Origin of the sequence: Jannaschia sp. 2305UL9-9, from assembly GCF_041403465.1 — a bacterium.
Classification (GTDB): Bacteria; Pseudomonadota; Alphaproteobacteria; order Rhodobacterales; family Rhodobacteraceae; genus Jannaschia.
In genome coordinates this window covers 253,639-272,031 of record NZ_JBGEHM010000003.1, presented here as the reverse complement: position 1 = coordinate 272,031, position 18,393 = coordinate 253,639, and the positions used below count along the sequence as shown (strand labels likewise).

Genomic DNA, 18,393 nt, shown 5'->3' with positions numbered 1-18,393 from the left:
TTTCTTGAGTCCAAGGCGGCACCCGCCGCCGCCGACCGGCCTGAAGATCCGCTTCCCCGGCCTGCCTGGGCCGGGGTGGCGACTTTCGTCAGATTGTCATCGCAAGGCTGGCCTGCATCATGAATTGCGCCCCGATCGGCCGTGTCGCGGCCCCGATGGCGCGGGCCTTGCCACCGATGCTGCCGCTCTCTATGCGGGGTTTGATCAGACCGCGCGCGTCTTGGGTCATGACATAGCGGCGCACACGTTTGACCAGATCGCTGCGGATGGATGCCGGAAATGCGCCGTCTATCAGGATTGCCTCGAAGTCGATGACGGAACAGGTCGACAGGGCCGCCTTGGCCAGTTCCTGCGCCGTCTGGCCAAGCCAAGGGTCCACATATCGCGACAGGCTGTACCAGCTTTCAGGATCGAGCCAGAGCTGCTGGGGGTCGAGATCGACCTCATGCAGGCGCAGTTCCAGCTGATGGATGGAGGCCATGTCGACCAGCTGCATGCTTTCCCCGTGGGGGCCGATACTGCGCAGGGATCCAAGCGCGCCCGCGTTGCCCTGACGTCCTTCGAAGACCGAGTTGTTCAGGACGACGCCGCCGCCGATGAACGCCCCGATGAAGAAATAGGCGTAGTCCTGAAACTCCTTGCCGCGTCCATACGTCTGCTCGGCGTGACAGGCCGCGGTCGCATCGTTGAGCAGGAAGACGGGCAGGCCGGTCCGGACCTCTGCTTCGGCCTTGATGTCGAGGTCTGACCAGGCTGCGGCGGCGGCGGCGAAATCGGCGGACCTGTCGGGCCAGTTCCACATCTCGAACGGAGCAGCGATCCCGAGGCCACAGATCCGCAGCGCGAGGGCTGGCTCCATGTCCTCGACGATGCTGCGCACGCCGTCTTCCAGAAAGGTCAGGATGTCGGCGACGACAGGCACCTGATACGTCAGCTGCCACTCCTTACGCAGTGTGCCGTTGAAATCGATCAGAACCAGATCGGCGGACCTGCGTCCGATCTTGAGGCCGAAGGAAAATACGCCGTCCGAGGACAGGCGCATCGGGATCGACGGCTTGCCGACCCTGCCGCGCACCGGGTCCCCTCGTTCAAGGATGCCCTCGGCTTCGAGGCGTCTGAGGATGCTGGACACGGTCGGCGGCGACAGGGCGGCCAAGCGCGCCAGATCGCTGCCCGGCATTGGCCCATGACGTTGCAGCAGCGACAGGAGAAGCCGTTCGTTATGATCACGAACGCCTTTCTGGCTCAGCCCAGTGCTGATGGATCTGACGGGTCCGCCTTGCATGGCGACATCGTAGTGAGGCGCGAAACCTTGGTAAACTGATAAATAAGAAAACTTAACTAATTAATTGACAGGGTCCTGTGGATCGCGTTTAGAAAGGACAGCGGCTCATCTACGCAGGCCGTCCTTTTGTCGGGGTGGAGGCCCCGGCATGCAAATCGTCTGGGAGGACATCATGAAAAAGTTGCTTATCGGCAGCGCACTTGCTGCTATCACGACCGCCGGTTCCGCGATGGCGGATGGCCATTCCGTTTCCGCCTGCCTGATCACGAAAACCGACACCAACCCCTTCTTCGTCAAGATGCGCGAAGGTGCCGAGGCGGCCGCCGCCGAGGCAGGCATCACCCTCAAGTCCTATGCCGGCAAGATCGACGGCGACCACGAGACACAGGTGGCGGCGATCGAGACATGCATCGCGGATGGCGCGTCGGGCATCCTGCTGACTGCGTCCGACACGTCGTCGATCGTCGGTGCCGTGACACAGGCGCGCGACGCCGGTCTGCTGGTGATCGCGCTGGATACGCCCCTCGACCCCGTCGACGCCGCCGACGCAACCTTCGCGACGGACAACTTCCTCGCTGGCGAGTTGATCGGCCAATGGGCCGCGGCACAATTGGGGGATGCCGCCGCCGATGCGCGTATTGCGCTGCTGGACCTCGCGGTGTCCCAGCCGACGGTTGGCGTTCTGCGGGATCAGGGCTTTCTGCAGGGCTTCGGCATCGATCTGGCCGATCCGAACGTGAACGGCGATGAGGATGATCCCCGGATCGTCGGCAACGATGTCACCGCCGGAAACGAAGAGGGCGGGCGCCGCGCCATGGAGAACCTCCTTGCCGTCGATCCGACCATCAACGTGGTCTACACGATCAACGAACCTGCCGCTGCCGGTGCTTATGAGGCGCTGCGGTCCATCGGGCGCGAGAACGACGTCCTTATCGTGTCGGTCGATGGCGGCTGCCCCGGTGTGCAGAACGTCGCCGACGGTGTGATCGGCGCCACGTCGCAGCAGTATCCCCTGCGCATGGCGGCCTTGGGCGTCGAGGCGATTGCCGCATACGCCGCCGACGGCACCCTGCCGGAGAATACGCCGGGCAAGGATTTCTTCGACACGGGCGTCGCGCTTGTCACCGACTCCCCCGCCGACGGCGTCGACAGCATCTCGGTCTCCGAAGGCAAGGACCTGTGCTGGGGCTGATCTGACCCGTCCGCATCCGTTTCAGGAAGCGGCGACAGGGGTGGGAGAATCTCCCGCCCCGAATGCCCTCTTGCGAAGGGGGCTGCATCGAAAATCCAGAAAATCGAGGGGATCGTGCTGTGTCCGGCAACTCCGACAACTACGAAGCCGCCATCAAGCCGCCGACAGCCGACGAGGTGGCAACCTTTTCCGAGCGCAAGGGGGCCTTTTTCCGGCTGCAGCATGCTCTGCACGTGAACCCGGCGCTGGTCCCGCTGTTCGTGTTGATCGCCTCGGTCGTCCTGTTCGCAATCCTCTTGCAGTCCAAGTTCCTGTCGCCCTTCGCGCTGACGCTGATCCTGCAGCAGGTGCAGATCGTGGGGATCGTCGCCGCGGCCCAGAGCCTCGTGATCCTGACGGCGGGCATCGACCTGAGCGTTGGCGCGATTGCCGTCCTGTCCAGTGTCATCATGGGGCAGTTCACGTTTCGCTATGGCATCCCGGTCGAGATCTCGGTGGCGATCGGCCTTGCGGTCGGGACGTTGATCGGGTCGTTCAACGGCTGGTTGGTCGCCGTCATGAAGCTGCCGCCATTCATCGTCACGCTCGGGATGTGGCAGATCGTTCTGGCCGCCAACTTCCTTTATTCCGCGAACGAGACGATCCGTTCGCAGGACATTGAGCAGAACGCGCCGCTTTTGCAGTTCCTCGGCGCGACCTTCAAGATCGGGGCCGATGCGGATGGCCGTGGTGGGGCAACATTCACCTTTGGCGTGATCGCCATGGTCCTCATCTTTGCCGTTCTGGCCTACATGCTCAAGCATACGGCCTGGGGACGGCATATCTACGCGGTGGGCGATGACCCCGAGGCCGCGCAGCTGTCGGGTGTGAACGTCAAGCGCACGCTCATCTCGGTCTATGCGACGACCGGCTTCATCTGCGCGATCGCGGGCTGGGCCCTGATCGGTCGTATCGGATCGGTCAGCCCGACATCCGGCCAGTTGCTGAACATCGAAAGCATCACGGCCGTCGTGATCGGGGGAATCTCGCTGTTCGGTGGGCGCGGATCGATCATGGGGCCTCTCTTCGGGGCACTTATCGTCGGGGTGTTCACGCTGGGCCTGCGGCTTGCCGGGGCCGACGCGCAGTGGACGTATCTCCTCATCGGCGCACTGATCATCAGTGCCGTCGCGGTAGACCAGTGGATCAGAAAGATTTCGGCATGAGCTTGATGGAAAACATCGCGAACGGGTCTATCGAACCCATCCTGAAGGGCCGTGGACTGGTCAAACGATATGGCAGGGTCACGGCGCTCGACCATTGCGACTTCGACCTCTACCCCGGTGAAATCCTTGCCGTGATCGGGGACAACGGCGCAGGCAAATCGTCGCTGATCAAGGCCATCTCGGGCGCGGTTATCCCGGATGAGGGGGAGGTTTTCCTCGAGGGGCGCAAGATCCAATTCACATCCCCCACCGATGCCCGGAAGGAAGGGATCGAGACGGTCTATCAGACGCTTGCCATGTCGCCCGCGCTTTCGATCGCCGACAACATGTTCATGGGGCGCGAAATCCGCAAGCCGGGGTTCCGAGGCAGGTTCCTGCGACAGCTGGACCGCCCCGAGATGGAGCGTATTGCCCGTGACAAGCTGTCCGAACTGGGCCTGATGACCATTCAGAACATCAATCAGGCGGTCGAGACCTTGTCAGGTGGACAACGGCAGGGGGTGGCGGTCGCCCGGGCGGCGGCCTTCGGATCCAAGGTCATCATCCTGGATGAGCCGACGGCGGCCCTTGGCGTCAAGGAATCGCGCCGCGTGCTGGAGTTGATCCTGGATGTCCGGTCGCGCGGCATTCCGATCATCCTGATCAGCCACAACATGCCCCACGTGTTTGAGGTTGCCGACCGCATTCACGTGCACCGGCTGGGCAAACGGCTCTGCGTGATCGATCCGAAGGACTACACGATGTCCGATGCCGTGGCCTTCATGACAGGTGCCAAGGAGGCGCCAGAGACCTGATATCGACCCGTCTTCGTCCCGAGACGCCGCTGTGGCCCCGTTCTGCACATCAGGACGGGGCCTGATCGTGTCGAGGGACGCCTGACGGCCGAATGGCAAACCGACCCGGCGAACGCGCAGGGGCATTGGCATGGATGAAAGCGACACGTGTCCGGAAAGCCGGTCCGGAAAAGCAGAAAGGCCGCCCGAAGGCGGCCTTTGCTGACCTGCTGGGGTAAGCAGGACCAAATTGGAGCGGGCGAGGCGATTCGAACGCCCGACCCTAACCTTGGCAAGCGCCGATTTGAGTGTAACCCCAACCCTCGCCGGATAACCTAGTTGCTTGAATTTGTTGCGTTAGGAATACTTCTGGCGAACGCCGGGTAACATGCGGTAGCGTGGGTTTACGGGCTAACTGTTACCCCGTTTGTTACCCGCCGACCCGAAGCTACTCCCGGCATCCGCCATGCCCAAGCAGAACCTCACCGCCGCCTTCGTGGATAAAGTGAAGCCGCCCGACGCGGGCCGCACTGAATACTGGGACGGGCTGTTGCCGGGGTTCGGCCTGCGCGTGGCCAGCGGCGGGGCGAAGTCTTGGTGTCTGATTTACAGGGTGAATGGCAAACAGGTGCGGGAAACTCTGGAAGCCCGATACCCTGCACTGGGGCTTGCCAACGCCCGAAAGATCGCCCGCGACAAGATGGAAACCCTGCAGCGTGGGGTGGACCCGCGCAGGCCCAAGGCGGCGCGAACCACCACAGTCGAAGAATTGGCCAGCGCCTTCGTGGAACAGCACTGCCGACCGAACAACAAGACGTGGCGGGCACAAGAATCGCAGCTACAGGTGCACGTCGTCTCGCGCTGGGGCACCCGGCGGCCCGATAGGGTCAGCAAGCTAGATGTGACGCAGATGCTGCAAGAGGTAGCGGTGAAGCGTGGCGACAAGTCGGGCGGCAAGGGTCGGGGCGGCGTGGCCACGGGCGGGCCGGTGGCGGCGGAGAATGTGCTGAAGGTTCTGCGCGCGATGTACAACTGGGCGCTGGACCACGACATTGTGGAGGTGAACCCGGCTATGCGCGCCAAGCCGCCGGTGCGCCCCGTGTCCCGCGACCGGGTGTTGTCCGACGACGAGGTGCGGGCGGTCTGGAACGCTGCGCTGGAAATCGGCTACCCCTTCGGCCACTGGGCGCGGCTGCTGCTGGCGACCGGGCAACGCCGGACGGAGGTTGCCGCAATGACGTCGGACGAGGTGGAAGGCGACACATGGGTGATGCCCAAAGAACGGACCAAGGCGGCGCGGGCGCATGTGGTGCCACTCAGCGAGATCGCATTGGCGATCCTCGCGGAGTGCCCCCGCCAATCGGGACCGCATATCTTTTCTACCAGCGCCGGGGCGAACCATATCCGCGGCTACAGCAAAGCCAAGGCGGAGTTCGACGCGGCGGTGGGCTTCGGCGACTGGCGTTACCACGACCTGCGCCGCACCTGCGCCACCGGCATGGCGGCCCTCGGCGTGGTGGACGACATTATCGGCAGGGTGCTGAACCACGCCCCGCGCGGCGTGACCACCCGATACAATCGGTACACCTACATCGAGGAAAAGAAAGTGGCGCTGACGGCGTGGGGCGAACGTCTGGGGGAGGTGGTGGGGGATGAAGGCTAAAGAGCGGAAAGCCTTCGAGGCATTTCTGCGCGACCTTCCTGCTCGTGGGATGCGGGAGGCTCGTCCCGACCGCCTCCCGGATGTGATTCCCGAGGTACGCAAAATTGCCAGTCGACACGGGGCGGACCCCGACGCGGTGGCGGAAGCCGTCGAGCGCGTGTTGCGGGCGCAGGGCGAGGGATATTGGGATGAGTTGGACGAGCGCGGGTCGCTCGACACCCTCCGCCGCGCGGCAAAGACCGTCTCGGAGCATCTGGATCACATGGGCACGCAGACCGACCTAGTCGAAGCGGCAGTTACCCTCCGGCGCGCCGAGGATCGGGAACGCGCCGCCGAAATCGTCTTCGACTTGCTGAACGCCTTCGACGACCTGCACGCGCTGATCCGCGCGGCGCATGCTCCGGCAAAGATCGACGGAAACACGAATAAGGAGGTTTTCGAACTCGTGGCGACGCTGGATGAGTGCTGGCCCGGATCGAAGAAGTGGCGCTTCGACGAGAACCCGACCACCGACGAACACGGCAATCCTGCGGACAGCGCCTCCCCGGCGCACCACCCCATGGACCCTTACACGGCATTTCTGTATGGGATCGTGCGCGAGGCGAAGGGCGTGCAGGCGGCGCGCGGAGTACGCAGTATTCTGGAGACGCGGGCGCGGAAGGGGCGACGAGCGCGCCGCCCCACCGCCGATTAGTCGTACCACTCATCCCGTGGCCATTTCCCGAGGCCGACAGGCTTCGTCTCGCAGAGCGCCCGATTGCAGTAGAGGCCGATGTAGCCGTCGCAATCCACCATATTGAAGAACGTCCCATCGCCTATGGTGTCCAGCACTTCCTGCATCTCTTCGTCGGACAGCGGTGGGAAGAAGCGCGCCTCGTTCGCGGCGTATAGAACCTCTTCCATGTCGTCGTCTTCGAATCGCCGGAAGGCATTCTTCATCAGCTCGTACATTATCTTCTTCCGCAGTCCCCAAGGACGAAGGGGCGTGCCGTCTTCGTGGACGCCGTTTTCAAGGATGCGGATCAGGCACGGCTGAAATCTGAATAGCTGATATTCTTGCGCGAAACCCAGCGGCTTCGGCAGGTCGAAAGGTTCCTTTACTCGTTTCTCCATTTTCGTCACTCCGTTGTTTGCGAATAGGAAGTCGCTACCCCGCCGGAACTGCGCGCTCAAAACTCGTGATTTGCGGCCCTGCCAAAAGCACGAGTTTTGCGAGCCGGGGTAAAGCCACTGCACAACATGGGCACACCGCCATACAGGAGCACCCGCGATGGCAGACCTATTTCACGAAGACCGACCCACGATCCCGAGGATCATCGCGTGGCAGGAACTGAACAAGATGGTTCCCTACTCGCGCGTTCACATTCACCGGCTGATGAAGGCTGGTAAATTTCCCAAGCAGGTGAAGATAGGGCGCAACCGCGTCGGCTGGCTCGAAAGCGAGGTGGCCGACTGGCTGAACGCGCGCATCAACGCGCGGTGACGCCATGCCGTTGGCCAACAAGAAGGGCAGCATCAGCCCGGACGCGCTGATGCGGGCGTTCCCATGCGACCAGTCGGTGCTGGCCCTCGGGCAGCCGACCGGCGAGGTGCGCAACAACGGTAAGGTGGAGTTCGCCTTCTCCACGGAAAAGCGCGCGCCCGATAAGGCTGATTTTCGGCGGCACCTGCTGGGCCAGCCCGCGCTGGCGGTCTGCCCCTTCGTGGACGGCAAGAGCAAGGTTCGCTGGGCCTGTATCGACATCGACCAGTACGGCGAACCCGGCTTGGCCGCGCGGATTGAGACACAGACGCGAGAGTTCGGATGGCCCTGCCTCGTGTCGGAGTCGAAGTCGGGCGGGGCCTACGTCTGGTTCTTCTTCCGCAAGCCTACGCCGATGGCCCAGGTGCAGCCGGTGCTGTTCGCCTTCGTCGCCGCGCTGCGCGTGCAGAAGTACGACCTGTTCCCAGCCACCGCGAAGAAGGAGGGCGCGGGCCGCACCGTGACACTGCCGTTCTGCGGCACCACGCGCCGGGGCCTGTGGCGCGGCGAGTACGTGGATCAGGTGGCGTGGTGCGCCAAGGCGGCGGAAGTGGCGACGGAAGTGGACTCTCTTAGGGCGCTGGAAACGGACGCCGGACCCTACGCGGAGTGGCAACCCTGCATCGAACGCAAGATGGCCGAGGGCGTGCTGGACGGCGAGCGCAACGAGTGGATGCACCAGTACGCGATCAATACGAGGCGCGTCACCGACGAGCCGGAACGGTTCGCGGACGTGCTGCGCGACGCCAATGAGGAACACTTCGACCCGCCCTTGCCGGACGCCGAAGTGCGGACGATCCAAAAGAACGTGCTGCGGAAGGACTACGAGCCAGCCTGCAACGGCGTCCTGAAACCCATCTGCAACTGCATGGAATGCCTGCGCCGCAAATTCGGCATCGGGGATGCGCCGCCCGTCGCGAACCTGCGCAAGATACCCGATGAATTGAAACCGCTCTGGACGGTGGAAGTGAACGGCAAGACCGTGCTGCTGCCCGATACGGAACACCTGCTCAATCAGGGCAAGTTCATCCGCCGATGCGTGGAAGACCTGAGCGTGCTGCTGGACGAGATGCCGAAGAAAGACTGGACGGCGCTGGTGAAAGACCTGCTGCGCAACGTGGAAGAGGTCAGTTCCGCCACCGATAGCGGCCCGGTGGGGCGGTTGCGCGAATACTTGTACGAATACGTCCGCGTTCGGAAGACAGAAGTGACCGATGCAGTTTTGGACGGGGCGGTCGTCTTGCACCGGGTCGATGGGGAACCGTGGATTCAGCTGGGGCAACTCCACTTCATGAAGCGTTTGCAGGTTTGGAACTTCCGCGAGTTGAGTCAAAGCACTGTTCTTTTCCTACTCCGTAAGTGGAGTGCCGAACCTCGCCGGGATACCGTGAAGGGAACCGACATAGACACTCTTTGGCCTCCCTATCCAGAGGAAGACTCCGAGGAGGAGTTTGACGTTCCCAACTTCGAGCAAGAGGAGGGCTACTGATGCCTGCCAGCCGGACCCGCACCACTGCGGTGAAGAAAGAGACCATCGACGCGATCCTGTCGCACTTCGGCAGCCGCAGGCGGGCCTATGAGGGATTGCAGATGGATGGCACGCTTAGTGCCTCGGACTTCTACACGGTGATGCGGGGCGAACCCTGCACACCAGCCGTCGCGGCGGACGTAGCCTATGCATGGGGGGCGCTGTGCCGCATTCGGTCGCCAGAGCGGCTGGGGGCTGCCGTAGAGGCCTTCGCTCGCAAGCTGGGCGACAACCCCTCGGAGGCCGATATTGCCGCCGCAATGCGGTTCTGGCTTTCGAGGCAGGAGCAGCGGTAGTGGCCTATTTACGTGAGGGGATTGAAGCTAATAATAAATTATTAATTATTACGTTAAATCTGCTTACGTATAGTTTGCCCGCCGGATCGAAACCATCCCCCTGCGGTGGCGGCAAAATTGGTCCCGGTAAACGTCGGATCGGCGGTGCCGATTTTTTTCGGTTTGCCCTCCCGACTTCATCTTTCGTTCCCGTCCGGGCCTGCCCTAATGGGCGCATGGGTACCCGTTCGTCCTCTCCTTACCTGCACAAGCAGCGGCCTCTTACCACGCTATCCGACGCGCGGGCGGAGGTCGCTCGCCTGTACCACGCGCGGATGCGGGGCACCCTGGACAACAAGACCTATTACGCGGGCATCCACGGTCTCAAGGCGTGGTCCGCTCTGTACGAGCAGGACGTGCTGGAACGGAACCAGCGCGCGATCATGGAGCGGGCCGGAATGCAACCCCCGTCCGACGACCTCTTCGCGGAGGCCCCGACGCAACACTAGGTCGCCGGGCCGCCCGTCTGGCGATCGCTTAACCCACAAAGGACGAACCAGATGGCAGACACATTCGATAACATCCCGCTCACCGTGCCTTTCCTCGGAGCCAGCATCTACCTTGGAGCTGCCGCCAAGGTGCCCCACGGGGGCGTTGCCAGCACCCCGGCCTACAAGCTGGGCACCATCCTGTCGGACCTGCACGACGCGCTGACCGTGGCCGACGCCAAGGCGGCGCAGGTGGCCGCCGACCCCGACCTGAACGATGTGGCGCGCAAGAAGCGGATCGGGGCCTTGGCCGGGGAATTGCATTCCTCTGCCAAGGCCATGCAGACCGACTCCGACGCAGAGGCCACCGCGATGGACCGCGCCGAGGCTGCGCTGTATCCGGCACTCCCCGACGATGCGGGCACGGCGGTAAAGGCGGGCGAGATGCGCGCTTATCTGCGAGGCCTGTCGGATACCGAACGCCGCGACTTCCTGACCCGGCAGGCCAAGGCGGGCAACCTGCTGCCCCTGCAAGCCGCCGCCGACCCCGGCCTCGGGATGCTGGCGGGTGCCGACCCAGAGGTCGTCGCAGCGGCTCTGCGGGCCTATGCCGAAGCGCATCGTGCCGAAGACTGGGCGCGGCTGGCCAACGGGCGGGAAATGCACCGCCTTCTGGACCGCGCGCTGGGGCAGGTGATACCGCTGGCCGAACGCATGGCCGCGCCCGATGTGGAAAACCCCGGCTACGTTCTGTCGCTGGCGATGACCCGCAAGCTGATCGGTGACAGCCGCAACCCGGCGGACAACATCCGCATCAAGGTTCCGGCTTGAGCCGCCGCTCGATGGCCCGCCAGCTCCGGCGGGCCGCTGCGCTACTGCAACCGCCCGTGCCGCCCGTGGTGTGGGCACCGGCCTATCGTTGGGGCACCCGGCCACCCCGGCCCCCGGCGGGCCGCGTGATCCGGCTGGGGGCGGTACTGGGGCCGCCGGACGACCCCGCATTGGAGGAAGAATATGAACGACGCCGCCTGCGCCTACGCCCTTAAGGACGATCTTACCTACACCGACCGCAAGCCGCTGCGCATCATGCCGGAAGAGGTGGTGCATTGGGTGGACCACTTGGCCCACCGCATCCGCGACGAGCCGGGGGCAGAGGCCGCGCTGGCATTCTATCGCACCTTCGACAGCATGACGACGATCCTTGCAAAGGAACGCGGCGAGCGGCGGAGGGCTTGGTATCGCAACTTCCGCTACATGCAGTATGCCACCTATTATCTCTTCGTCGGGAAGGCGCTTGCGCTGCTCAACGACCTGCCGTTCCCGATCACCGAAAGCTACGGTTATGCCGCGCTTGAAGCCGCCAGCGAGGGAGACGCCCTGCTGATGACACCGGAGCTGATGCGCGGCATCTTCATCGAGTGGAACGCGGACGGCGTGAACAAGCATCTGATGTATCAGGACTTTCTCTAGAACGCTAATTTCGCCGCGAGAGACCTCCTGCCAACTTGAATGCACCGGGGCACGCCGCCCCAGCACACAGGAGAAAACAGCCATGACCAACCTCAACGCCGCGCAACTGGTGGAGCGCATCAACAAGGTCCGCAAGATCAAGGGCATGGAGCCGGTGGAACTCACCGGCGTCGCCAAGGCCAAGCTGGCCGAAACCCTCGAAGAACTGCGCGCCGACCTGCCGGACCCCACCGAGGCGGACGTGCTGGAAGCCCTGTCGCTGGGCAAGTATCGCAGCGCGGCGCAGGTGGCCGACGCCCACGCCGCGCCCGTGGACGCGGTTCAGACCATCCTCGACGCGCTCAAGAAAGGCGGCAAGATCGTCGCCCGCCGGAGCAAGTCTATGCAGTGCCTCAAGTACAAAGCGGCATGAGCGCCCTCGCACGCCCCGGCGGCGACATCGTCGCGCTGGATGAGGCCGCCCGTCGCTACCGTACCACCAGCGGCTACGCCCCCAAGACCCTGCGCGAATATGGCCGGTGGTTCCGGCGCTTCACGGACTCCTGCGCCCCCGCCGATGTGTGGAAGGCCGACCACCGCGACGTGCGCCGCTGGTTCGTGTTCCTCGCGCAGTCGGTGAAGCCGCAATCGGTGGAGGTTGCCTGCGCCGCGCTGACCGCCAACTAAGAGACACTGGGGAAGGGCCATACCATAGGCGAACCCGGCGTCGGCACCCGGCCAAGCCCCGCCCGCCATGCGGAGGTTCAGCGGGTGCTGCGCGGCATACGGGCCGAACACGGGGCCGAGCCGGTGCGCAAGCGCCCGCTTCTGATCGCCAGCCTCGATACCTTGATAGCCGCCGCGCCGAATACCACGCGCGCGATCCGTGATGCCGCCATTCTCTGCGTCGGCGTGTACGGGTGCCGCCGCCGGTCCGAGATAGTGGGGCTGGACTTCGGCCCCGGCGGCGACGGAACGGGCTACGCGACGATCACTAACGAAGGCTTATTGATCAAGCTGCGCCGCTCGAAGACAAGCCGCATGGGCGACGAGGAATTGCCTTATGCGATACCGTACCGGCGCAGCGCCCCCCGATACTGCCCCGTGCTGGCGGTGGAGCGATGGGTGGAGGCGGCGGGCATAGCCCCCGGCGAGGCCCTGTTCCGAGGCGTGGACCGCCACGGCAACGTGCGCCCGAACCGTCTGCGCGGCGGCGCGGTGGGCCGAGTGGTGAAGCGCGCGGCGCAGGATTTGGGCATGGACCCCGCCTGCATGGGCGGCCACTCCCTGCGCGCGGGGGGCATCACGTCGCTGGCCAAGGACGGCCTGAGCCTGCCGGATATTCAGGTGCAGTCGGGGCACAAGTCCCTCGGCACGCTGGCGACCTATGTGCGGCTGGAACGGTCGTTCGAGGACTCGCCGTTGAAGCGGCTCACAGCTTACCGCTGACGCCCGCGAACCATGCGGCGTCGAGCGCGTCGTCACTCAGTCCCGTGACGACTTCTCCGTTGTCGGAATGAACCCGATCCGACAGGTGCGCGAGCAACGCCTGCTCCATCGAATAGGCTTGCCGCGCGGTGTCCCAGAGGTGGAAGCGAAAAGGCTGATACTCCAACCCGCCGAGACCGGGCAGAGCCGCGTGATTGAATTGCCGCGCCCGCTGCTTGAAGTCGAAAGCCCAACCTATCTTGAAGGCACTGGGTCGGGCGCCAGCGACCCGCATGGCGTAGGTGTAGGCGGGTGCCCGCCGCATGTGCATGACGCCCCTGCGCGTCGTCGTGGGCGGCGGGGCGGTCCGCTTAGCGGTGCCGTGTCGTTTGGCCATGCGTACCTGCGCCTGCGCGGTTGGCTGCATCAGGGCTTCTTCGCGCCAGTCGAGTGCCAGTACGCGCGCGGCTTCGTCGTCTATGAGCGGCACGATGCCCTGCGCCGAGTCCATGCTGAACTTGCGGTCGCTGATCTGGTTCAGCTTCGGGCGTTCTGGCAGAGACCAAGCGCGCAGGTTCATCAGGCCCACCGGCCACTTGTATTCGCCATCCACGAAGTCGCCGGGCCGCGCCCGCACGTCGAAGTCCATCGACATGACCGGCTCGCGCGAAGGCTGCATGACGCCGAGCAGGCGACCCTTCATATCGTCGGGGGTCTGCTCGCCCGTGGTGCCCACCAGCACCACACGGTCGCCGCCCTCTAGCTGGCGCAGCGCGTTGTCCCGCCAGCCGCTCGTGCTGAATTGCAGCGGCCCCACGGGAACGTCCCAGCCCCAGACTTTGGTGAGGAACAGGGTCAAGTCAGATCAGGATAGTTAGCCTCTATCCATTTCTTCAGCCCGAACAGGCGTTGCGTCCGGCTTGACTTGCTCCGTGTGCGCGAACTTGCACCTTGCCTAAACTCACGAAGGTTGTCGTCAATTGCTGCTTCGTCATCGGCTTCAATCGGTGCTGCCTTGTATGCCGTCACAAAGTGGGCGAGGGGCGTTTGCCAGTCTGCCGCCGAAATACCGGTCTTCGTATCTAGCAAGGTATGCAACGTGTAGACGTAGTTCTGTGTCTCGAAGAAGCTACGTACGTCATTGTTTTGGAAGATCTCGCTTATTTTCTTTAGTGATCGCTTTAACTTCGCAGTATCGGCCGCGGCGGCCTGATATTCATTGGTGAATTCGTCGTACAATTCGTTCATACTTCTGGGCGTGTCATTAACTATACCTTTTCTTTCGTAGCCCAGTAGTTGGCTGGCGAATTCAACATCAGCCATACGACGCACATTGTCCTTAGTGAAGATGTCTAAAGCCTTCATTTCATCGCTGTCGGCAACTTCAAGAGAAGCTGTCAAAAACTCACCGTTTAGGGTTGCATTGCGCATTTCTTGCGGATTGAGCGACCGATCCGTCTCGTTGAGGCGGGCGAAAATATTTCTGATTTCACCCTCATTTACAGAACTTGGAATGCGTCGCGCATTGAGGCTGTATTGGAAAAATGCGGTTCTTTGTTGGCTGCTGAGGTCCTTCCAATACTTGTCTGCGTATGCTACATTTTGATGCTCAGAATCGAGAAACGCCGCTTTCAACGGCCACTCATTGCTTGTGAACTCTCTGAGAGTTGAAAGACGCTGCTGTCCATCAACGATACTCAGTTTCTGCTGTCCAGTTTCAGCATCTGGAACCTGCTCCCAAACATAAATCTCCGGCATCGGATATTCCATCAGCACAGTTTCTATGAGTCTCACCTTCTGTTTGTCGGTCCAGACAAGTCTCCTTTGAAAAGACCGATCAACAAAATACTCAGACGCACGCATCTTCGTGAGAATTTCTGTAACATTTGGTCTTGAGGATTGTATTTCGTTATTGAATCCCATGCTGCTCTCCCAGCTTTTGCAGGCTCCAGACGTGGTAAGATTTTGCGTCCGCCCATGTACAGTACACCCGCAGCTTAACAATTTGAGTGATGCCGAATTTCGTCGTCGCAGTTTTTCGAACTCTATTCAGCAATTTTGTCAGGTCTCGCAGGTAGGCCGTATCGTTAACATTATCAGTCCCAACAGTAATGAATCTGCGAAAAACGTCCTCCTGAAAATATTTTCTCGCATTTACAGCACCATTGTAGTCTGCGCGCCGAAGGTGCCGCCATGTCTCGTTGAAGAGCGCGCGGGAAACCACCACTAGGTCGATGTCCGACACATTCGATTGCGTATCGTCAGGCTGAAAAGCGCGAAAGCTCTTTTGCGGAGACATACTGAAGCCGTACTTCCCGCTTCCGACTATCGCGATGTCCGACGGGCTGTTTCCGAAAACTTCGCTAAACTGGCTTCTTACATCCTCGTACTCATCACCACTTCGGGTAGGGCAAACCCACGCGTAGTCATCGAACAAACAGTTATTGACGAAATCAACATGACCATCGTTGCGGAGGCGTCGCAGCAGTTCGTTACTATCCATCAGTCGGGTGCCAATCTAGCGCAATTCCATGTTCTACCGCCAGATCGGCTTCGCGCTGCGACACTGGCCGATAGGAAACAAACTCACTGCCGGAACACTCGGGCAAGCCCAACGCCGCGATCAACGGAGCGTCGTAGTGCCCGGACAGCAACAGGATGCCTTCGCGGGCGAGGTGGTCCCGCGTGCCCCTGCCGTTGTCCGATCTAATGCGCCGCATAAAGTCCTGCTGCTGCGCCACGGCCTCCACCACGTCGCGGGTTATCGGTTCGCGCTGCACCTCGCGGAACAGGTTTGCCATGCGCTGATTGCCCGACTTTCCTGCAAATATCCGTTCGATCGCATCGGGCGCGACGGTGCGCCAGAAGTTGGGCGGATACGGGTGGTCCAGCAGAAGCCAAAGTATGTTAGCGAACCCCAGCGCCGAAACGCTTTTCTTGGAGTCCTTGTTCTGGCCAAGCGTCAGATAGTCGGGCCGGGCCACGATCAGCCCCAGAAAGCAGGTCGCACGGACCTCGTCAGCCGCCACCAGAATGCAGGGATGGTCCACCGCTTCGGTGGGAATCATCCAATTGCTGCCCATCGTGTTTTTGATGTCCACATCATGCCCAAGGATCATGGTATCCAGTTTACCTTTGGGCAGGCTCAGCATGGCGCGCAATTCAATCTCTACGCGGGTGCCGATGTAGGTCTTTTCGGTCTTCTCCAACTCATCATACGAGCGCCGCCCGGTTTTAGGTGTCATAATTACATCATCGACGCACTGGCGTAGCATTGCGGCAAACTTAGACGCCAGTGCTTCATCGCCGCCAGCGCGTTTCGCAATGTCGTCCGCAATGGTGGTCAGCAATTCGTGGTCACGGTGGCCCGCGACGACAACGCTTTCTGGAATGTTCTTTTTCAAACGCTTGCCGCTCTGAGAATCTTTGTGTTCTCAATAAGCTGTCACAAATCCGGGGTGTTTGGAAGTTTAGGCGCTGACCACGCGCAACACACGCTTGCGTAATGTCTTTGCGATTTGAGCCGATACAGCTTGCGCCACCGGAGGCGGGAACGCATTTCCGACCTGACGGTAGGCGTTGGTCTTGGCCCCCGTGAAGTGCCAGTCGTCTGGGAAGCCCTGTATGCGGGCTACCATCGGCACCGTAAGGCGCGGCATACCATTGTGGAAGGGGTCCGGTGCTTCGGGTGCTATGGTCCGCCCCTCGACGCCCAACGTGGCCCAAGCGGCACGGGCACGGGTAGGGCCAAGGTCGGGACCGCCGTGCTTCTTGGAGCCGCCGACGATTGTTGGTGCAATCTCGTCAGCTTTTGCGGCCCAGTCCTCTGCACCGCGCCAGCCACGGGCGGCCATGAGGTCTTGCAGCGTTTCGCCAACGGTCGGAGGGTTGTGTGGGTTTGGCTCTGGCCAGTCGAAAAAGTCGGCACGCTCCTTCTGTACCGCGACGATCACAACGCGTGGCCGGAGTTGGGGAACGCCATAGTCAGACGCATTCAGGAGCCGCCAGTCTGTCTTGTACCCTAGCTTGTCTAACTGTGACTTAAGCCGTTCGCGGTAGTCGTGGAACACGGCGTCCAAGAACCCGCGCACATTCTCAATCATCACCGCGCGAGGCCGGGCCGCATCCACGATGTCGATAGCGTCACTGAACAGGTTGCGTTCATCCTGTTCGCCAAGCTGTTTGCCGGCGACGGAGAAGGGCGGACACGGCAGGCCACCGGCTAGAAGGTCCATACCCTTGTAGTCAGCCGCGCGCTCCTTGAAGATTCGCATGTCTTCTTCCAGGACGTTCCACTCAGGCCGGTTGTGGCGCAGGGTGTTGCAGCAGTGCTTGTCTATCTCGACCAAGGCAGTGTGGGCGAATCCCGCGTTTTCCAGCCCAAGGGCTTGGCCGCCAGCACCAGCACAAAGTTCTAAAGATGTCAGCATGTGGCCCACCCTCTTTTTGCACATACAACCCGTTGTGGTCAGCTAGATCAATAGGTGAACCCATGCTGCATGAATGTTCTTAATTTGTTCTTACCGGCAAAGTCTGATTCCGGCAAGCCCGACTGGGTAGCAATCTGTTACCCCAATGTTACCCCGCGCGCCGAAAAGAGAAAGGCCGCCCGAAGGCGGCCTTGTCTAACTAACCGTGGGTATTCGGTTATTTTGGAGCGGGCGAGGCGATTCGAACGCCCGACCCTAACCTTGGCAAGGTTATGCTCTACCCCTGAGCTACGCCCGCACCGTTTGGTAGCGATCAATTAGAAAACCCGGCGTTCCGGCGCAAGCGGAAAATGCGACTTTCATGACGGTTTTTCTCATCTTGCCCCTACGTCGCACCAGCCGCGGTCAGGAGGTCGCCTGAAGACCCGTGGCGGTGAAGTTGTCGACCGCGAAACTTTCGTTTCCGACGTTCTGATCGGCGTCAGAACCAAAGCCGAGCGCGACGTATTCGTTGGGGTTCGCGACCGTGATCGAGACCGTGGCCATGCTGTCGACCCAATTGTGCGCATCGCTCATGTTGCCACCGAGAGAGACGTTCTCGTCCACGACCTTGCCGGTCACGGTGATGCCGGCCACCGTCGACGGGGTGAACGTCGTTCCGGAATTGCCCTTGGTCAGGCGACCGACCTCCTGGCCATCGATGAAGATGATCCCAGATTCATCATCCAGACTGTCGAGCGCATACAGGTCGAACGAGAAGGTCGCCTCAGCCACGCCTTTTTCGATGGCGAATTCCTGCACGATGCTCTGCGCACCGCGGCTGCCGGCGATCTGCATGACGTTCCCGATGCCTTTGACGTCCGTCACGGACCCGCCGTACCAGCCATTGGCATCGTTGTTGAAGGCCGTCGTGAAAGTGACGCCGAGGGACAGGCCGGACTCGGTCTCGCCCCCGCCTTCTTCGGCGCTGACGACTTCGCCGGACAATTCGCCGTTCACGTTTGCCGCAAGCGCACGGTAGCCGTCCATCACGAGGTCGGATGCGGCGATGCCGACCCCGGCGGTCACGGCCGTCAGGACGACGTAGTCGACGGTGATTGCGCCGCGCGTGTCGGCTAGGAATTCCTTGAATGACTTGAACAACGTTCGCATGGC

General features: G+C 62.0%; 22 protein-coding genes and 1 tRNA gene. 14 read left to right on the top strand and 9 right to left on the bottom strand.

Annotation, left to right across the window (positions count from 1 at the left end; all coding sequences use genetic code 11):
- Positions 1-88 precede the first annotated feature (88 nt).
- Complete coding sequence (locus V6N07_RS14735; protein WP_371157123.1) at positions 89-1,285, bottom strand: ROK family transcriptional regulator; 1,197 nt, start codon at positions 1,283-1,285, stop codon at positions 89-91.
- Positions 1,286-1,457: 172 nt separating this feature from the next.
- Between V6N07_RS14735 and V6N07_RS14730 the strand changes: the two genes are divergently transcribed.
- From V6N07_RS14730 to V6N07_RS14710, 5 genes are all read left to right on the top strand, one after another.
- Positions 1,458-2,477: a sugar ABC transporter substrate-binding protein gene (locus V6N07_RS14730; protein ID WP_371157121.1), complete on the top strand. Its 1,020-nt coding sequence runs from the start codon at positions 1,458-1,460 to the stop codon at positions 2,475-2,477.
- Between the two features lie 119 nt (positions 2,478-2,596).
- Positions 2,597-3,682, top strand: a complete 1,086-nt coding sequence (locus V6N07_RS14725; RefSeq protein ID WP_371157119.1) for an ABC transporter permease — start codon at positions 2,597-2,599, stop codon at positions 3,680-3,682.
- Positions 3,679-4,476: an ATP-binding cassette domain-containing protein gene (locus V6N07_RS14720; protein ID WP_371157117.1), complete on the top strand. Its 798-nt coding sequence runs from the start codon at positions 3,679-3,681 to the stop codon at positions 4,474-4,476. The genes V6N07_RS14725 and V6N07_RS14720 overlap by 4 nt, the downstream gene beginning before the upstream one ends.
- A gap of 445 nt (positions 4,477-4,921) precedes the next feature.
- Positions 4,922-6,118 (top strand): tyrosine-type recombinase/integrase, encoded by a 1,197-nt coding sequence (locus V6N07_RS14715; protein ID WP_371157115.1) that lies wholly within the window; start codon positions 4,922-4,924, stop codon positions 6,116-6,118.
- Positions 6,108-6,812, top strand: a complete 705-nt coding sequence (locus tag V6N07_RS14710) for a hypothetical protein (protein ID WP_371157113.1) — start codon at positions 6,108-6,110, stop codon at positions 6,810-6,812. Before V6N07_RS14715 ends, V6N07_RS14710 begins: the two co-directional genes overlap by 11 nt.
- Here the strand turns inward: V6N07_RS14710 and V6N07_RS14705 are convergent.
- Complete coding sequence (locus tag V6N07_RS14705; protein ID WP_371157111.1) at positions 6,809-7,231, bottom strand: hypothetical protein; 423 nt, start codon at positions 7,229-7,231, stop codon at positions 6,809-6,811. The two genes, V6N07_RS14710 and V6N07_RS14705, sit on opposite strands and share 4 nt — an antisense overlap.
- A 157-nt stretch (positions 7,232-7,388) precedes the next feature.
- On the opposite strand from V6N07_RS14705, the gene V6N07_RS14700 reads away from it, so the two are divergent.
- The 9 genes from V6N07_RS14700 to V6N07_RS14660 all read left to right on the top strand — a co-directional run bounded on the left by V6N07_RS14700 (position 7,389) and on the right by V6N07_RS14660 (position 12,829).
- Positions 7,389-7,601, top strand: a complete 213-nt coding sequence (locus tag V6N07_RS14700) for a helix-turn-helix transcriptional regulator (protein ID WP_371157109.1) — start codon at positions 7,389-7,391, stop codon at positions 7,599-7,601.
- Between the two features lie 4 nt (positions 7,602-7,605).
- Positions 7,606-9,129: a primase C-terminal domain-containing protein gene (locus V6N07_RS14695; RefSeq protein ID WP_371157107.1), complete on the top strand. Its 1,524-nt coding sequence runs from the start codon at positions 7,606-7,608 to the stop codon at positions 9,127-9,129.
- Positions 9,129-9,464, top strand: coding sequence for a hypothetical protein (locus V6N07_RS14690; RefSeq protein WP_371157105.1), 336 nt, complete (start codon positions 9,129-9,131; stop codon positions 9,462-9,464). The genes V6N07_RS14695 and V6N07_RS14690 overlap by 1 nt, the downstream gene beginning before the upstream one ends.
- 215 nt (positions 9,465-9,679) lie before the next feature.
- Positions 9,680-9,952: a hypothetical protein gene (locus V6N07_RS14685; RefSeq protein WP_371157103.1), complete on the top strand. Its 273-nt coding sequence runs from the start codon at positions 9,680-9,682 to the stop codon at positions 9,950-9,952.
- A gap of 51 nt (positions 9,953-10,003) precedes the next feature.
- On the top strand, positions 10,004-10,762 hold the full coding sequence (locus tag V6N07_RS14680; RefSeq protein WP_371157101.1) for a hypothetical protein: 759 nt from the start codon (positions 10,004-10,006) through the stop codon (positions 10,760-10,762).
- Positions 10,763-10,945: 183 nt separating this feature from the next.
- Positions 10,946-11,401 carry a hypothetical protein gene (locus V6N07_RS14675; RefSeq protein ID WP_371157099.1) on the top strand — a complete coding sequence of 152 codons (456 nt, stop codon included), beginning with the start codon at positions 10,946-10,948 and terminating at the stop codon, positions 11,399-11,401.
- Positions 11,402-11,483: 82 nt separating this feature from the next.
- On the top strand, positions 11,484-11,813 hold the full coding sequence (locus V6N07_RS14670) for a hypothetical protein (protein ID WP_371157097.1): 330 nt from the start codon (positions 11,484-11,486) through the stop codon (positions 11,811-11,813).
- Positions 11,810-12,067, top strand: coding sequence for a phage integrase N-terminal SAM-like domain-containing protein (locus V6N07_RS14665; RefSeq protein ID WP_371157095.1), 258 nt, complete (start codon positions 11,810-11,812; stop codon positions 12,065-12,067). The genes V6N07_RS14670 and V6N07_RS14665 overlap by 4 nt, the downstream gene beginning before the upstream one ends.
- An 84-nt stretch (positions 12,068-12,151) precedes the next feature.
- A complete protein-coding gene (locus V6N07_RS14660) occupies positions 12,152-12,829 on the top strand; it encodes a tyrosine-type recombinase/integrase (RefSeq protein WP_371157093.1) in 678 nt (225 codons plus the stop codon).
- Here the strand turns inward: V6N07_RS14660 and V6N07_RS14655 are convergent.
- The 7 genes from V6N07_RS14655 to V6N07_RS14625 form a co-directional block, all read right to left on the bottom strand.
- On the bottom strand, positions 12,813-13,667 hold the full coding sequence (locus V6N07_RS14655; protein ID WP_371157091.1) for a hypothetical protein: 855 nt from the start codon (positions 13,665-13,667) through the stop codon (positions 12,813-12,815). The genes V6N07_RS14660 and V6N07_RS14655 overlap by 17 nt on opposite strands.
- The gene (locus V6N07_RS14650) at positions 13,664-14,731 is read right to left on the bottom strand and encodes a DUF262 domain-containing protein (protein WP_371157089.1); all 1,068 of its coding nucleotides are present in this window, start codon (positions 14,729-14,731) and stop codon (positions 13,664-13,666) included. Before V6N07_RS14650 ends, V6N07_RS14655 begins: the two co-directional genes overlap by 4 nt.
- Entirely contained in the window at positions 14,718-15,311 is a 594-nt protein-coding gene (locus V6N07_RS14645) for a hypothetical protein (protein ID WP_371157087.1), read from the bottom strand. Before V6N07_RS14645 ends, V6N07_RS14650 begins: the two co-directional genes overlap by 14 nt.
- Complete coding sequence (locus V6N07_RS14640; RefSeq protein ID WP_371157086.1) at positions 15,304-16,212, bottom strand: NaeI family type II restriction endonuclease; 909 nt, start codon at positions 16,210-16,212, stop codon at positions 15,304-15,306. The genes V6N07_RS14645 and V6N07_RS14640 overlap by 8 nt, the downstream gene beginning before the upstream one ends.
- 66 nt (positions 16,213-16,278) lie before the next feature.
- Positions 16,279-17,238, bottom strand: a complete 960-nt coding sequence (locus V6N07_RS14635) for a DNA cytosine methyltransferase (RefSeq protein ID WP_371157084.1) — start codon at positions 17,236-17,238, stop codon at positions 16,279-16,281.
- 223 nt (positions 17,239-17,461) lie between these two features.
- Positions 17,462-17,536 (bottom strand) — tRNA-Gly (locus tag V6N07_RS14630).
- A gap of 107 nt (positions 17,537-17,643) precedes the next feature.
- Positions 17,644-18,390 (bottom strand): hypothetical protein, encoded by a 747-nt coding sequence (locus V6N07_RS14625; protein WP_371157083.1) that lies wholly within the window; start codon positions 18,388-18,390, stop codon positions 17,644-17,646.
- Positions 18,391-18,393: the final 3 nt, after the last annotated feature.